This window comes from Ruminococcus sp. Marseille-P328 (assembly GCF_964249465.1).
Taxonomy (GTDB): domain Bacteria; phylum Bacillota; class Clostridia; order Lachnospirales; family Lachnospiraceae; genus Blautia_A; species Blautia_A faecis.
This window is the reverse complement of the sequence record NZ_CAXUBQ010000003.1, coordinates 199594-215285: the sequence shown is the minus strand read 5'-3', so window position 1 is coordinate 215285 and position 15692 is coordinate 199594. Positions and strand designations below refer to the sequence as shown.

The 15692-nt window shown below is 38.0% G+C and carries 14 protein-coding genes; 11 read left to right on the top strand and 3 right to left on the bottom strand.

Annotated features, from left to right (window positions below):
• The first annotated feature begins 220 nt into the window (after positions 1–220).
• The 3 genes from ACESTK_RS03825 to ACESTK_RS03815 are packed head-to-tail and all read left to right on the top strand — an operon-like array spanning position 221 to position 4751.
• Positions 221–1318: a helix-turn-helix transcriptional regulator gene (locus ACESTK_RS03825; protein ID WP_373118749.1), complete on the top strand. Its 1098-nt coding sequence runs from the start codon at positions 221–223 to the stop codon at positions 1316–1318.
• A gap of 39 nt (positions 1319–1357) precedes the next feature.
• Entirely contained in the window at positions 1358–3844 is a 2487-nt protein-coding gene (locus ACESTK_RS03820; RefSeq protein ID WP_272066958.1) for an alpha-L-rhamnosidase, read from the top strand.
• 13 nt (positions 3845–3857) lie between these two features.
• A complete protein-coding gene (locus ACESTK_RS03815; RefSeq protein WP_187565246.1) occupies positions 3858–4751 on the top strand; it encodes a family 43 glycosylhydrolase in 894 nt (297 codons plus the stop codon).
• Between the two features lie 114 nt (positions 4752–4865).
• Here the strand turns inward: ACESTK_RS03815 and ACESTK_RS03810 are convergent, their stop codons facing one another.
• Positions 4866–5405 carry a nitroreductase family protein gene (locus ACESTK_RS03810; RefSeq protein ID WP_373118745.1) on the bottom strand — a complete coding sequence of 180 codons (540 nt, stop codon included), beginning with the start codon at positions 5403–5405 and terminating at the stop codon, positions 4866–4868.
• A gap of 177 nt (positions 5406–5582) precedes the next feature.
• Between ACESTK_RS03810 and ACESTK_RS03805 the strand changes: the two genes are divergently transcribed.
• From ACESTK_RS03805 to ACESTK_RS03785, 5 genes are all read left to right on the top strand, one after another.
• A complete protein-coding gene (locus tag ACESTK_RS03805; protein WP_118577634.1) occupies positions 5583–6068 on the top strand; it encodes an RNA polymerase sigma factor in 486 nt (161 codons plus the stop codon).
• Between the two features lie 64 nt (positions 6069–6132).
• A complete protein-coding gene (locus tag ACESTK_RS03800) occupies positions 6133–6633 on the top strand; it encodes a hypothetical protein (protein WP_373118742.1) in 501 nt (166 codons plus the stop codon).
• Positions 6634–6766: 133 nt separating this feature from the next.
• On the top strand, positions 6767–7558 hold the full coding sequence (locus tag ACESTK_RS03795; protein ID WP_270413059.1) for a GNAT family N-acetyltransferase: 792 nt from the start codon (positions 6767–6769) through the stop codon (positions 7556–7558).
• A 195-nt stretch (positions 7559–7753) separates the two neighbouring features.
• A complete protein-coding gene (locus tag ACESTK_RS03790; protein ID WP_270413060.1) occupies positions 7754–8290 on the top strand; it encodes a DUF3877 family protein in 537 nt (178 codons plus the stop codon).
• A 139-nt stretch (positions 8291–8429) separates the two neighbouring features.
• A complete protein-coding gene (locus ACESTK_RS03785; protein ID WP_195700185.1) occupies positions 8430–8822 on the top strand; it encodes a VOC family protein in 393 nt (130 codons plus the stop codon).
• A 165-nt stretch (positions 8823–8987) separates the two neighbouring features.
• Here the strand turns inward: ACESTK_RS03785 and ACESTK_RS03780 are convergent, their stop codons facing one another.
• The gene (locus ACESTK_RS03780) at positions 8988–10556 is read right to left on the bottom strand and encodes a response regulator (RefSeq protein WP_373118739.1); all 1569 of its coding nucleotides are present in this window, start codon (positions 10554–10556) and stop codon (positions 8988–8990) included.
• The gene (locus tag ACESTK_RS03775; RefSeq protein WP_347161091.1) at positions 10553–12283 is read right to left on the bottom strand and encodes a sensor histidine kinase; all 1731 of its coding nucleotides are present in this window, start codon (positions 12281–12283) and stop codon (positions 10553–10555) included. The genes ACESTK_RS03780 and ACESTK_RS03775 overlap by 4 nt, the downstream gene beginning before the upstream one ends.
• A 294-nt stretch (positions 12284–12577) precedes the next feature.
• Between ACESTK_RS03775 and ACESTK_RS03770 the strand changes: the two genes are divergently transcribed.
• The 3 genes from ACESTK_RS03770 to ACESTK_RS03760 are packed head-to-tail and all read left to right on the top strand — an operon-like array spanning position 12578 to position 15624.
• On the top strand, positions 12578–13879 hold the full coding sequence (locus ACESTK_RS03770; RefSeq protein ID WP_227200827.1) for an ABC transporter substrate-binding protein: 1302 nt from the start codon (positions 12578–12580) through the stop codon (positions 13877–13879).
• 24 nt (positions 13880–13903) lie between these two features.
• Complete coding sequence (locus tag ACESTK_RS03765) at positions 13904–14782, top strand: carbohydrate ABC transporter permease (RefSeq protein WP_227200828.1); 879 nt, start codon at positions 13904–13906, stop codon at positions 14780–14782.
• Positions 14779–15624 carry a carbohydrate ABC transporter permease gene (locus tag ACESTK_RS03760; RefSeq protein WP_195379561.1) on the top strand — a complete coding sequence of 282 codons (846 nt, stop codon included), beginning with the start codon at positions 14779–14781 and terminating at the stop codon, positions 15622–15624. Before ACESTK_RS03765 ends, ACESTK_RS03760 begins: the two co-directional genes overlap by 4 nt.
• Positions 15625–15692: the final 68 nt, after the last annotated feature.

Sequence of the window (15692 nt, the reverse complement as noted above, 5' to 3'; positions counted from 1 at the left end):
TAAGTATACCACTACATAACGTATAGCTAGTATCCAGTTTTCATTTATTGTGGTGAGATTTTCTCATGATTGTCTGTTGGAAAAACTCCAGGAATTTACTTTTGAACATCGGGTTATGATTCTGAGTGCATTTAGTGAATTTGAATATGCAAAAAGATGTATGCAGTTTGGAGTTAGGGAATATCTTCTGAAACCTATTGATATTCGGGAAGTGAAAAAAGTGTTAGGTCAAAATATCAGTGAGATTTTGGAAATACGGAAGAAAAGCATTTATCAAACTTTTCAGAAATATATGGATGATACAGCAGATGGTACAGAATATGTACCGGAAGAACTGGAGAGAATGGGATATGGAATTGTGTGTTGTGAAAGTGGAAATATTCCAAAGTTTATGTTTGAAAGTGAGGAGAAAAATAGCTATCAATCTGTAAAGTTTCTCAGCAGTGCAGATGTAGAGGATCTGGAAATCCGGATTTATGAGGTGAAAAATCAAAAGGAATGGGAATGCTTTTACGACTCGCAGAAAGACAAAAATGTGGACATGAGGATTGGATTTGGGTTATTTCATTTGGGAAAAGAACAGTTCCAACAGGCATTTATAGAAAGTATAGAGGCTTTGCGACAGAGCTTTTATAATCCGGGGACCTATTATTATGAGAGTGGTTATCTTACTCATTATCAGGGAACAGAAGCAGAGAAATTGTCAGAACAGCTGAAGAAAAGCTTTGAAACCGGAAATATACAGGAAATGAAACAAGCAGTAGAAAAGCTATTTTTTATTTTTAAAAGAGGAAACGTGCATCCGAATTATGTTCAGGATTTTTGCTATGGTTTTTTGATTCAATTGAATTCTGATTTTGTAGAAACATTGAAAAAGCTGAGAAGCAATGCTGTGATGGATTCTTTTCGTTCTGTAGATGCAGCTGGGGTAAAGAACATGTTTTTGAGATTAATGTTAAGTATGCGCTTGGATCTGCCGCCTAAGGATGTACAGATGGATGAAGATGTAGTTAGAAAAATTCGTCATTATATTGATACTAATTATGAAAAGGATATTTCTTTGACTACATTGTCTAAGCATTTTTTTATCAGTAAGTATCAAATTAGCCGTCTTTTTAAAAAACAGTTTGAGATTAATTACAGTGATTATATTTTGAAGGTGAGAATGGAAGCGGCTGAGATGATGCTTAGTAATTCAAAAGAAAAAATAGATGATATAGCAAAAAGAGCTGGATTTGAAGAAACCAGTTACTTCAGCAGGGTATTCAGTAAATATTTTGGAATGTCACCTGGAGAATACAGAAAAAAGAATATGTAATAGAGTAAAAATATATATAAACTAAAAAAGGAGAGGAATATGGCGAGAAAACTGTATTGTGAGGGTTTGGTAAATCCAGTGGGGATTGACAGGCTGCAACCAGAATTGTCTTGGAAAATGGTTGGTGAAATGGAAGCACAGAAAAGCTTTCAGATTCAGATTTTGCAAGAAAATGATATTGTTTTTGACAGTGAAATCGTATCTGGAATGAAAAGAAAATATATTTTACCCCAACCACTTAAGGAAAATTCAGAGTATCATTGGATTTTAAGATGGACGCTGGAAAATGGCGAAACAGGAGAAGAAAAGGCAGTATTTTCCACGGGAATCAGTGATCAGGATCATTTTAAAGCACAGTATATTACCGGAGGAACTGTATTTCGGAAAAGCTTTGCGTTAGATGAGGAATTACCGGAAAAAGCGATTCTGTATTTTACAGGTCTGGGATATGTAGAAAGCTATATAAATGGAAAAAAGATTACTGACAGAGTACTTTTCCCGTCTTATACAGTGTACGAAAAGACAGTAGAGTACACGGCAGTTAATGTTACAGAACAGCTGAAAAATGGAGAAAATGTTCTTGGATTATGGGTGGGAGGACATTGGCCTTTAGATGAAAAACTGCGAGCAAAAGATGTTTACAGCGAGGCTTTTTACCGTGGTCGGTGTGTTGGGTTTGCAGAGATGCATCTTACATTTAAAAATGGTAAAAAAGTGATTATAGGAACAGATGAAACCTGGAAAACCAGCATGTCACCTGTTGAAATGTCAAGTGTATTTGACGGAGAGCATTATGATGCCAGAAAGGAACAAGATGGCTGGAATCTTCCTGGTTTTGATGCAGCAGATTGGAAAAATGCATATTTGGCGAAGGAGCCGTTAGGGGAACTTGTTTATTCTTATACACCTGCAATTCGTGTGGTAGAGGAGTTGAAACCAGTAAAAATCTGGAAACAGAAAGATTGCTGGCTTATTGATTTCGGACAGAATTTTACAGGTTGGATACGTCTTTCTATACAGGAAAAAGAGGGAACGGTTATAAAAATTCGTCATGGTGAAGTACTCTATCCAGATGGATCATTAAATGTAGAAAATCTCCGATTTGCAAAGGCTACAGATATTTATACCTGCAAGGGAGGCGGAGAATATTACGAACCGAGATTTACATATCATGGTTTCCGTTATGCTGAAATTACTGGCCTTTCTGGTGAATTAAAAGAAGAGCAGATTATCGGAAGAGTTGTACATACAGATAATCAGGAAATATCTGAGTTTTCCTGCTCGGATGAAGCTTTTAACAATATTTTTAAGGCAATGGTATGGACAATGCGCAGTAATATGCACTCTATTCCAACCGATTGCTGTCAGAGAGATGAGCGTCAGGGATGGATGGCAGATGCAGGTATGGCTTCTGAATTTGGAATGCTCCATTTTGATTTGACTAATTTCTATCGTAAATGGTTTCATGACATCCGGGATACTCAGGAAAAGGACGGTTCCATGCCTTTGGCTGGTGCACCTGGATGGCCAAGAGATACATTTATCTGGAAAGTTGGCTATCATATGACATTGCGAAATGCCTATCTGTATACAGGAGACAAAGAACTTGTAGAAGAGAATTACCCAACTTTGCAAAAGTATGAGGCATACCTTCAGTCTACACTGGTAAATGGACTTTTGCCTTACGATTTTTATAATGATTGGTTGGCTTTGGAATTTGCAAACAATTTAATGATCGCCAATTCATTTCTAGCTGATTTTTATAAGTCACTGATCCTGTTTGCCGATGTGTTGGAAGATACACAGGGAAAAGAATTGTATAAAAACAGACTGATAGATCTGAAAGATGCGATTAACCGTGAATATTATGGCAAATGCATGGATAATCCACTTGGTACCGGATATTATGGAACCTGCGATACCTTAGCTGTTGCTCCAAGTGCTATGGCTTTGGAATTTGACATTGTACCGGAAAAATTTCGGGAAAAGGTGATTCGGGAGATGCTTTTTCAGGTGGTTGAATCAAAAGGATCCGTGCAGTATCCAACCGGAATCCTTACATCTGGAATTCTCAATCAGTGTTTGTCTGATCTTGAAAAAGATGATATTGTTTATCAGTTCTTTTGCCGTGAAGATTATCCGTCTCTGAAATTTATGCTTTCCAAGGGCGCAACTACTATATGGGAAAGATGGCAGTATTTGGTACATAATGAAATGAATTCACATAATCATCCTGCACTTTGTTCGCTGGGACCATGGTTTATAAAAGGAATCTGTGGCTTAAGAAAAGTGGAGCCAAAGAAAGATGGCGGTGTGCATTTAGAAATTAAGCCATTTATTCCAAAGAATATGACTCATGCAGAAATGACTTATATGACTGTATGGGGGGAAATTAAATTAAATTGGAAGAAAAATGGAAACAAGGTTTTATTTAGTGCAGAACTGCCGGGAGCCGCGAATGCAGACTTTGTCTATGGAGAAAAGAAAGCTGTCTGGAAGGGCGGCAACTATGAAATCGAGCTTTAAAAGGAGAGAAAATATGAGTAATCCAATTATTTCAGGATATTATGCTGATCCAGATATTCGCTATTTTGAAGGACGTTATTATATTTATCCAACTACGGATGGAAATAAATGGCATGGTGCTTCTTTTAAATGCTTTTCTTCAGATAATCTGAAGGACTGGACTGATCATGGAGAAATTTTTAATATAACATGGAATTCAAAGTGGGCAAAGGACTTTGCTTGGGCACCTACAGTGGGATATAAAAACGGAAAATATTATCTTTATTATTGCGCTGAAAAAAATATAGGTGTAGCAGTTGCAGAGCATCCATATGGTCCTTTTGAAAATCTGTCTGTGGAAGAACCGTTTTTATCTATGGAAAAGCTGGAAAATGGAGTAACTTTGGATCAGGTTATTGATCCGTATGTTTTAACAGATCATGATGGCAGAAACTATCTTTACTTTGGAAATTCCAAAACACCAGCGGTAATGGAACTGGAAGATGACATGCGCACTATTGTTTCAGGAAGTATGAAAAATATTATTTATGAGGGAGAGGCTGACTGCCGAGAGGCATTTATGGCAGTTTATGAGCAGGGAAAGTACCATTTTACATGGTCATGCGATGATACAAGAAGTGAGGATTATCATGTGAATTATGGAATTTCAGATTCACCAACAGGTCCGGTAAAGGTTCTTGGAACGATTTTACATAAAAATACTGAGAAAAATATTCTGGGGACTGGTCATCATGGCATGATAAAAGATCCGAAAACGGGAAGATATCTGATTGCGTATCACCGCTTTTCCCATTCACTTCCAGAAGGAGTAGATGGTTGGGACAGAGGTGCATTCAGAGAGATTTGTCTGGATTGGATGGATTTGTCTAAGGATGGTTTGTTTCAAAAAGTTGAAGTGACAGAGTAAAGAAATGTAAGTAAAAATGTCAGAAAATCCAAAAAGAGATTAAAGTGATAATCTCGTGGGTTTTCTGACATTTTAGGTTCGTGAAGTCGGATTATATAGCTGTCAAAATAGAGATTAGTAGAATTTCAATACATCCTCCAACTCTCTGCGTCTCGGACGGCTGGGCTCCTCATCAGCTTTTCCTACAGCAATAACGGAAACAATGGTTTCACTTTCCGGAATAGAAAGCATTTCGCGAATTTTATCCCCATCCCGAAGTCCCATGATCAGAGTGGAAAGACCAAGCTCTGTAGCTTTCAGAATCAGGTTTTCATTCTGAAGACCAAGGTCATAACAGCCCCATCCATTTCCAATCTCATTATCAGGAGTGCCGTCTGTTTGGAAACCGGCACGGTTATGTACGAAGGTGGTGACAATCAAAGCTGCATGCTCAGTTTTTACGTCATTATTCGCGTAACACAGGCATTCCTTACGAAGCTTCTGACTCATGTCCTCTGATAAAACACAGTAATAACGACCGGTTTCTGTATTCTTCCATGATGGCGCTTCCAAAGCGGCCTGTACAAGCTGTTGGATCTGCTCTTTAGTAACATTTGTATGGGAACTGTACTTACGCACAGATCTTCTGTTCTCAATAAGTGTCTGAAATTCCATGAAAAAGCCCCCTTAAAGTATGTTTTGGCTGTATTTTAGCATAATTCATTGGATGTGAAAAGTTAAAATTTTTTGTAACCTTTCTCCCTCTTTATTTGTATAATTAGTGAAGGTACCCGATACAAGAAAATAACAGACCGCTGCTTTTCATACTGATCAGCAGCCAGAGGAGTTCTCATGAGACAACCAGTTCAACAGCTGATCCAGCTCTACCAGAACAATCTTTTCACCGCAGCGTTTAATATCTGTCAGAATCAGATGGATGCGGAGGATGCTGTTCAGGAGACGTTTGTTCAGTATTACACCAGCAGAAAAGAATTTGAAAATGAGCAGCACATCCGGGCATGGCTCCTTCGTGTGGTTATCAATAAGGCGAAAAATATAAACAGGACTTTCTGGAAGAAAAATAAATGCTCTCTGGAGGATTATATGGAAACTCTTTCTTTTCCAGATTCCCAGTCAAGAGATTTGTTTGAAGAGGTAATGAAGCTTCCGGACAAGTACCGCATTGTGATTCACTTGTTTTATTACGAAGATTATCTCGTCAGGGAAATAGCCGAAATCCTGAAGCTTTCAGAAAGCAATGTAAAGGTTCGGCTTTCCAGGGGAAGAGCCCTGCTTAAGGATTCTTTAAAGGAGGAATGGGAAAATGACGAATGGTGAAAAATATAAAAAAGCTTTTTCCGTATTGCAGACTTCAAAGGGCTCATTACAGGAGGTTGAAAATATGGCAAAATTACAGAAAAGAACAAAAATGAAAACTGCAGCTGCAGTGATTGCAGGCTGTATTATCCTTGGAGGAACAGGTACTGCATATGCAGCGAATGTTGGAGGCATCCAGCGCACGGTTCAGATCTGGCTCCATGGCGATCAGACACAGGCGACCTTAGATGTTTCCAATGACGGTACTTATACCATGGAATACTATAATGAGGATGGCATACTTCAGCAGACCGGTGGCGGTGGAGTATCTATAGATGCTGACGGAACTCAGCGTGCCCTTACAGCCGAAGAGCTTATGGAAGAAATTAATTCCCCGGATGTAGAATATAAAGAAGATGGAAGTGTATGGGTTTATTTTCATAATCAGAGTATTGACATTACCGACAAATTTGATGATAATAATGTTTGTTTTGTAAAGGTGACAGATGGAAAAGAAACATTCTATTTAACAGTAAAATATAAGAATGGATACACTTTTTCAAATGATAAATATATAGAACCCTAAAGCGTTTCGCAGGCGTGGAACAGCTGACTTTCATATAGGGTGATGTCACCGACATGTGAGTTTAGATAATTGAATTAAGAAAAGATGGCGAGAGGCAAAGGTCTCTCGCCTGATTTACGTAAGGGGGATGAATATGATTTATGAATTATTAGAAACAGGCAGAGCCAGTGCTCTTTTTGCAGGCTGGCAGGATAGTGTAGTCTGGTCCGCATTGCAGGGAGTGATGGGAAAAATCTATGTGGATTCTCTGGAAAAACCGGAGAGTGGTGTTGCCATGCTTGGGGATTTCTGCTTCCTGAGTGGAAAAACGGAATCAGAAGTTATTTCCGGAGCTTTGGCAAACAGTGCGTCAGGGGAAGTGATTCTGGTGCCTCAAAATGATGACTGGGCGCAGATGATCGTGGAGTGTTACGGGGAGAAGGCAGAGAAAGCGGTCCGCTATGCAATCAAAAAGGAACCTGGGATTTTTGATTTAAAGCAGCTTCAGAAGGTAGCTCAGAGTCTGCCAAATGAGTACGAAATGAGACTGATCAATCAGGAGCTTTTTGAAATTTGCAGAGACACACAGTGGAGTAAGGATCTGACAGCAAACTACGAAAGCTATAGCCAATATAGCGCGTATGGACTTGGTGTTTGTATTTTAAAGGACGGGGAAGTAGTCGCCGGAATTTCCTCTTATTCCGGTTATGGAAGAAGCGACGAGAATCCTGGCAGTCAGGGTGGAATTGAAATTGAGGTAGTAACCCGTGAAGATTATCGAAGAAAAGGTCTGGCATATATCGGAGCAGCGCAGCTGCTTCTGGAGTGTGACAAACGCGGGCTTTATCCAAACTGGGATGCAGCCAACAAAATGTCAGTAGGACTGGCAGAGAAACTTGGATATCATTTCAGTCATGAGTATGTGGTTTATAAAGTGAAAAAGTAAGTTGCGGCGAACATGGAAGTATGATAGAATATGAAATATTGAAACGAAGTATTATATAATTGTGAATTTTGTTATAAAAAAACAAAGAAAATACTCGTAACAGAAGAAAAATGTCAACTGATTGAAAAAGCAGAGGAAGCATCCAGCTGAAAGAATGGGATGTAAGACTGCTTTTTAGTGGAAATAGGAGAACTTATGACTGGATTTGAAAAGCTGGAAAACAGTTTAATAGATGTAATAAAAGAGGAACAGGCGAAGCTGGGATTTAAAGAAGAGAAGATTCACTTATATTATCCGCTGTCTTCCCTGAATCATTTCTTCCTGGCGCAGGACAGTGCAGATGAAATGGCGGCCCGTCTCCAGAACCTGCCGGAAGAATTGACTTCCAAACTGGGAGATGTGGAGGTGTCTCATAAAGGGGACAGATTCTGTTTCTATATTCCGGAACCTGGAAGCATTTATGTACATGAAAATATGAAAGAGAATGAATTCATCAAAGTACTCATCGAACTGGTTCAGAAGCATAACTGCACGAAGGTGAAATTACTTGACCTGTTTGCTTCTTACTGGGAAAAAACAGAGTGTCAGGAAATGGACAATGGAGAATTTGATTTCTATATCCGCTTTCTGGATAAGCCAGATGATACCTATTATTACTGCTTTAAGGATGAGGGATTCCACTTTATTTATCATAGATTTCTGCCAGAGGATTATGCGGATTTTGGTTTTTGAACAATAAACAGTATGTTGGAATGATGATCTACAATCTTGACAAATAAGAAAATTTGTGCATATATTGTAAAAAAGCTGTTTGGCAAAATAAATTTCTAAACAGATTAAAACATTCAGACCACAAAGGAGGAGATCGAAAATGGATTTGAAAAATTATTCAACCGGTGTCCAGCATATTGGAATTCCAACAAACGATATTGATAAAACTGTAGATTTTTACCATAAACTGGGTTTTGAAACCGCTTTTGAAACGGTCAATAAAGAAGCAGACGAGAAGGTTGTATTTCTGAAGCTTGGAACTCTGGTTGTGGAAACCTATGAGAATCACGCAGCAGTCCTTCGGGCTGGTGCAATTGATCATGTTGCACTTGATGTTAAGGACATCGAAGAAATCTATCAGTACATTAACGAAGCTGGTTTGAATACGACACAGGACAGTATTCACTTTTTACCATTCTGGGAAAACGGAGTAAAGTTTTTCACTATTGAAGGACCGAACAAAGAGAAGGTTGAATTCAGTCAGTATTTATAGAGGATATTTATAACAGGAGAGGGGCTGTCACACACATTATCAGTGCGACAGCCCCAGTTTTGTGGGCTATAAATTATGATACCATGTACGCATGGATATTTGATAACTGCAGTGGAAGGCGGATGTCGTCCAGGTGCCTGTAACAATGTTAATTTCATTGTTTGACTATCGGCAGAGCTTAGGGGAGATTCCATAATATTTCTTGAATACTTTGCTGAAGTAACCGGAATCTTTATAGCCGACAAGAGAAGACACTTCTGTAATACTGGTATTTCCCTGTTCCAGTAATCGTCTGGCATGTTCCATTCGGACTGAAAGTATATAATCTGTAATGGTGCATTTCATATATTTGTTGAATATTTTCCGAATATAGCTGGCATCCAGAACAACATTTTCCGAAATTTGCTTCACTGATAACTCCTCGTCCATATAATGCTGCTGAATATAATCCTGAACCAGATGAATTATTTCCGATGCACGTGAAGGCTTGGAATTGCCAGAAAGCAGAATCGCTTTCTGACATATGTGAAACAACAGATCACAGCTGTCATGTGCTGAGGATTTCAGAAAAATATTTGGATATAAAACAGGATCATTATCTAGCACATCATTGATGTTAATTTCTTTTTCCGAAAGAAAAGAAAGAATGATGGAAAAAAGCGGAGATAATAGAAGCTGAGCAGTATACATATCAGAATTCTGCAGCAAAACCTGCTGTTCGATTTCCAGCAGTACCTCTTTCGCATCCTCCAATGATGTCTGACGCAATGCCATAAGAAAGCGGTTGTAAATATCCAAACCAGCAAAACGTGGTGAAAATATGTGATTATTATTGTTATAGCGGTAAATGGGACTGTCCTGAGATGTCTTATATTGTAAAGCAAGTAAAGCCTTTTGGTAGCTGTCCGCTATCTGACCAGGATCTTCTGCAATGGTTCCAATTCCGAAAGCAAGGTCTATAGAAAACCATTTTTGAATGAATGTTTTGACGGTTTTCATAAAATCAAAGGAAAAATTCTCCGCTCTTTTTTGTGTCTGAAAATTAAAAAGATAAACAATGTTATTATAAGTATCCTGGAAAGAGTAATAGTTAACTGTTGAATTTATCAATTCATCCAGGCAGTTTTTTACACTGAATTTGAGAAGAGATAAATTTAATTTATTAAGCTCCTGGCAGGAGATATAATTAAATTCTACTATGGCAATCTGAAAAATATTTGATACTTTCCATTGGTCAAAAAGATATTTTGCACCATCATCAGATTCAGATGGTTCTTTTGAGAAGGAAAGAAGAGAATACATATAATTATCCAGGGTAAAGTCATGCAATTTCTTTTTGCGAATAGTTTCCTGCTGCTTCTGTTTATATTTTTGTTTCAGAGTTTGAAGAAGCTCAGAGAGTTCATCCGGAGATATTGGCTTTAGCATATAGTCTTCAACCTGGAGTTGTATTGCCTTTCTGGTAAATGAGAAATCGGAATATCCGGTTATAAATACAATCATAATATGGGGATATTCTTTCTTGATTTTTTCTGCCAGTGTTATTCCATTGATATGGGGCATATTAATGTCCAGAAAAACAATATTAATAGTATTTTTTGAAAGCTCAGAAAGAACTTCTTCTCCGTTCTGAGCTAAGCAGCAGACCTGGAAACCAAGGGAATGCCAGTCTACGGCAGTAAGCATGTAATTACGAAAATATAGTTCATCGTCAGCTATTAATACACGTATCATAATTCCTCCCAATTCTTTGGTATACAGATGACAACAGCTGTACCGGTATCTTTTTGACTGAAAATCCGAAATTTGCATTTGTTATTGTAGTAAAGGAAAAGTCGGTTGTAAACACTTTTCAGTCCGAAATGATTTTCTGCTTCAGAAGAACTCAGATAACCACGAAGTTTTGCCTGTTCCATTCCTACTCCGTTATCACAAACACATAAAGTAATATGGTCAGTCCGTACTCTGGAGATAATCTTGATAATTCCAGGAGATGTTTTTTCTTTTATTCCATGATATAAAGAATTTTCTACAAGAGGCTGTAAGGTCATTTTGGGGATTATGTAGTTTTCTGCCTCTGGTTCTGCTTCTATCTGGAAATCCAAAATAGTAGCATAACGGTATCTCTGAATGAGCAGATAATTTTGCAACATACGGAATTCTTCCCGAATTGGAATCAGTTCTTTTCCATTACTGAGCACGCAACGATAATAATCTGCAAGATATTTTGTTACAGTGGCTGCCTGTTTTTCCTGTTTTTGATAGCAGGAAATATAAATCAAATCCAATACGTTGTAAAAGAAATGGGGATTGATCTGAGCCTGCATTAAGGACAGTTCATATTTTCGTTTCTGACGCTCATCCTGCTTGATCTGTGCAGTCAGTTTTTCCAGTTCCTGAACCATGTTATTAAAATTATTGGATATATCTCCGATTTCATCGTTTTGCTTAAGTCTAGAGCGAACTTTTAAATCTCCAAGTTCAACGTGCTGCATTCTTTCAGAAAGATATTCCAAAGGGTTTGTAATAAGTCTGGTAAAAGCGGAAATCAGAAAAATAATAGTGATAGTGCTTAACATCAGGATAAGAACCAGTAAAAACATATTTATGGCAAAAGTGGATCTGAGGTTTTCTAGTGGAGTTTCATTGACCAGAATATAATCAAGAAAACCTGTGGGAGTCCAAGTCAACATGTGCTTTTCTTTGTCTATGTTTATAACCTGGGAACCGGTTTTAGCACTATATATAAAAGAATAACTGTCAGGATCTGCCTGACACAAAGCAGTGCTCCCTGAATTGGAAACCACAATTCCCTGTTTGGAATTGATTATATAATAGCTTTGATTTAAATTGTCAAACAAGGAAGAAATAGTAGCAGCTTTTGTGTTTAAAAATAAATAACCAAGTGTTTTTCCAGTATTAATATTGATTACTCTTTTTGAAAATGTTAAAACTGGTGAATCGGTTCCGAGATATGTACGCTTCTGTATAGTGAGAAACTGATTCTGCGGAACCCCGGTTGAAGGAATATAATCAAGCAGTTCTTCCTTAATTTTGCTGAGGTCAGGTTCCCTGTCGGTACCGGCACAGACAATTTTATCATTTACAGTGAGATAAACCACAGAGTCTACAAAAGAAAATAAGTGCAGGTTATAATTAAATGCAGACTTTAGGTAGGAATTAGCCGGATTGCTAAAATAATAACTTTGTGTTTGGTTGATTGTGCTGATCAATTCATTTGAACAGAGAATGACATTATGATATTGGGCATTCAGGTCATTGTGGAGTAGATGACACTCATTTTGAATATGTTCTACAGAACTTTTCAGCTCTTTTTGCGAAAACTGGTAATTGGCGAAAATAAGTAAAACAATGTTTTGCAACAATACAAGAAACATGATGATAAGAATCAGTTTCTTTTTCAATGTAAAGTCAGGTAATGAAAACCGTTTTGCAGACATGATTTCTCCTCCATTTCCGAAATAAAGTAATCTTACAATATAGGATAAGTACAAAATAATTTTAGGAATTCATGTACTGTAAACCTGTAATGAATTATAACATTATCGTATGGAGAGTTAAAGCTGAACAAAAGAAATGCCTGTTTTTTCTAAAAAGAAGCCTGTTTTTTCCAGATGAAGAAAAGAAGCCTGTTTTTTACAAAAACAAACCTATAAAACACAGGAAATTGTCAATGAAATCAAAGATAATAGAGACATCAAATACAACAGGTAATCAAAAAGGAGGATTAAGAAATGAAAAAAAGAGTAATCAGTTTTATGATGTCGGCAGTCCTTACATTGTCTGGACTTGGCTGCTACGGACTTGCAAATGTGCATGCAGAAACGGATACGAATGTTGAACGGAAATTAAAAATTTTTGCACATTATGCAGAAGCAGAGAAACCGATTCTGGATTATGCAATCAGCAAAGTTCAGGAGAAATACCCGAATGTAACGTTCGAAATTGAGGCACATCCTAATGATGATGGTCAGACATTAAAGACACGTGCCGCAACAGGAGACATGCCTGATATTGCACATGTAAATGCCGGAGATGTGGAATCACTTTCAGCAAGCGGCAGCTTACTTGATGTAGCTGAGTATGTAAAGGATACCGGATATGCAGATAAAATGACCGAATCTGCAAAGGGAACGGAAGTCTATGATGATGGAAAAACATATATTTTCCCAGACTCCGGAGCTTCTTCAATTCTGCTCTATTACAATAAAAAGGTATTCGAAGATAATAACATTAAGGTGCCGGAAAATTATGATGAACTTCTTGAGGCAACGAAAGAACTGGTAGCTGATGATATCATCCCATGTGCTCTTTTTGCCAAGGAAGGTTTTGTGAGCGGTGCATTTTTCGATATGTTTGCGCTGAAATCAAATCCAGCTGGATTAAAGGCTTTATCAGAGGGAAAGGCTCATGCATCAGATAGTGGATATGCAGAGGGCATTAAAAAAATGGTTGACCTTGTAAATGAGGGATTCTTCCAGGCTGGATGTACATCTACAGACTATGAGACAGCACAGAATCTGTTTACATCAGGTCAGGCAGCAATGTTTATTAACGGCGACTGGGATATTTCTTCTTTAGTAGAAAAAATGGGCGATGATGTAGGATATTTTGAATCCTATCCTATGGCTGATGCTGGAAAAGAGCAGGATAATTACTATGCATTTTCCGGTGGTTTTACATATGAGGGATATGCTGTTTCTTCTGATACAGAGGATCCGGAGCTTGTTGCCGATATTGCTTCAATTCTGGCAGAAGGTACTGTAGAAGGAAATTATATCTATCAGTCCAAAATTCCAACTGTAATTAATATAGATTCTTCTATTGAACCGAATACTCCGGTTCCGGAACTAGCAAAAAAAGAAGCAGAAGAATTAAAGAACATGGATTTCCAGACTGCATGGACACACACTTTGAAAAATGCCGAGTTTGCCACAAGTTTTGTAGAATTATTACAGGAAATGCTTACAGGAATGGATGCAGATGATGTAATTGTGTCTATTGATGATCTCGTAGACAGTGTTGGTGGAAACTAAGAGTATAGACAGAGGTGAATATATATGAATAAGGTGATGGCAGATAAGAAAGCAATAATGATTTTTACGCTGCCTTGTCTGATCTTCTTTGGGCTGATAGCCTTTTATCCGGTCTTTCAAACTGTAATCATGAGTTTCTTTGACTGGGATGGATTGACGACCAAAACATTTACCGGACTTGCAAACTACATAAAACTTTTTCAGGACAGAATATTCTGGACATCTTTCCGCAACAGTTTTCTTGTTGCAGGAGTTCTGATTGTTTTTGAAGTAATTCTTGGAACGTTTCTGACACTTGTGCTTATGGATAAGAGGATTCAGTGTAGAAAATTTATTCGTAGCAGTTTATTCATACCAGTTGTTTTGTCAGTAACAGTAGTGTGTCAGCTGTGGTCCTCCATATTAAATCCGGAAATTGGACTGATCAATCAGATTTTCTCTGCATTAGGTCTTGATTTCCAGCAGCAATGGCTGTCAGACAAGCATGTGGCGATTTTGGTCGTGGCATTTGTAAATGCATGGCAGTATATGGGATATCAATTTGTAATTATTTATTCAGCGGCAAATTCTATTCCAACAGATTATATTGAAGCCAGTCGTATTGATGGTGCTACCAGATGGCAGACAAATTTTTACATTATTTTGCCTATGCTGAGAGATACGCTGAGAAACTGTCTGATCTTTGCTGTGACAGGTGGATTTAATATTTATTCGCAGATGCAGCTGCTTACTCAAGGTGGTCCTGGAACTGCTACATACAGCCTGACTTATATGACATTCCGCAGTGCATTCAAACTTAGAAAATATGGATATGGCTGTACTTCAGCAGTATCGCTAATGCTTATGTGTCTGGCTTCGATTGCAGTTATTAACATGCTTATGAGCAAGAAGGAAAATGAATGATGGAAAGAATCAAAGTAAGATCTCACAAGGCCTGGGTACAAACAATTATATTATTGATATTTGCCTGCCTTAGCATATACCCGCTATTATATCTGACATGTTATTCGCTGAAAACAAACGATGAAATATTCTATTCAAATCCTTTTGGGCTTCCTTTGCATCCGCAATGGAGCAACTATATAAAGGCAATTACAACCTTTGATATTATGACATATTTTAAGAACAGTCTGCTAACTACTGCCATTGCGTTGGTTGGTGTTTTTATTCTGATTTTGCCATTTTCCTATGCAGTAGCAAGAATGAAGTGGAAGTTAAAGGGAGCAGCCTCCATGTTTATTTCAATCGGCCTTTTTATCCCTTTGCAGGTCAGCCTGATTCCTCTTTCTGTTCTTATCAAAAACATGGGACTTGCAAATACTCATTGGGCGTTGATTTTGCCGTATATTGCTTTTAATCTGGCATTTCCGTTTATGATAATTTCATCCTCTTTTCGGGCTTTGCCTGCTGAACTGGAAGAGGCAGCGGTAATTGATGGAGCAAGTATTTATAAAACCTTTTTTTCAATCATGCTTCCACTGGTAAAACCTGCAATCACTTCAGGCGCTTTATTTGCCACACTGGGAATATGGAATGAGTATATTCTTCCAACGGTTATGATTTCCAGCAATGAGCTGAAAACTTTGCCGGCAGGACTCGCAACCTTTGTGGGACAGCACAGTACCAGCTGGGGAGCTATGGGTGCGGCAATGATGATTGCCAGTATACCTACAATTATTTTGTACCTGTGCTTCAGTGACAAAATTGAAAACTCTCTTACAGTGGGAGGCGCAGTAAAAGGATAATTAATTGATAAAAGGACTTTTTACCATATGGGACAGGCATTCGATATATGAATGCCTGTAAAGAAAAG

Bases quoted from the DNA above. Each gene is read 5' to 3' on its own strand.
- ACESTK_RS03820 (WP_272066958.1), top strand. From the start codon at position 1,358: ATGGCGAGAAAACTGTATTGTGAGGGTTTGGTAAATCCAGTGGGGATT.
- ACESTK_RS03815 (WP_187565246.1), top strand. From the start codon at position 3,858: ATGAGTAATCCAATTATTTCAGGATATTATGCTGATCCAGATATTCGC.
- ACESTK_RS03810 (WP_373118745.1), bottom strand. From the start codon at position 5,405: ATGGAATTTCAGACACTTATTGAGAACAGAAGATCTGTGCGTAAGTAC.
- ACESTK_RS03805 (WP_118577634.1), top strand. From the start codon at position 5,583: ATGAGACAACCAGTTCAACAGCTGATCCAGCTCTACCAGAACAATCTT.
- ACESTK_RS03800 (WP_373118742.1), top strand. From the start codon at position 6,133: ATGGCAAAATTACAGAAAAGAACAAAAATGAAAACTGCAGCTGCAGTG.
- ACESTK_RS03795 (WP_270413059.1), top strand. From the start codon at position 6,767: ATGATTTATGAATTATTAGAAACAGGCAGAGCCAGTGCTCTTTTTGCA.
- ACESTK_RS03790 (WP_270413060.1), top strand. From the start codon at position 7,754: ATGACTGGATTTGAAAAGCTGGAAAACAGTTTAATAGATGTAATAAAA.
- ACESTK_RS03785 (WP_195700185.1), top strand. From the start codon at position 8,430: ATGGATTTGAAAAATTATTCAACCGGTGTCCAGCATATTGGAATTCCA.
- ACESTK_RS03780 (WP_373118739.1), bottom strand. From the start codon at position 10,556: ATGATACGTGTATTAATAGCTGACGATGAACTATATTTTCGTAATTAC.
- ACESTK_RS03775 (WP_347161091.1), bottom strand. From the start codon at position 12,283: ATGTCTGCAAAACGGTTTTCATTACCTGACTTTACATTGAAAAAGAAA.
- ACESTK_RS03770 (WP_227200827.1), top strand. From the start codon at position 12,578: ATGAAAAAAAGAGTAATCAGTTTTATGATGTCGGCAGTCCTTACATTG.
- ACESTK_RS03765 (WP_227200828.1), top strand. From the start codon at position 13,904: ATGAATAAGGTGATGGCAGATAAGAAAGCAATAATGATTTTTACGCTG.
- ACESTK_RS03760 (WP_195379561.1), top strand. From the start codon at position 14,779: ATGATGGAAAGAATCAAAGTAAGATCTCACAAGGCCTGGGTACAAACA.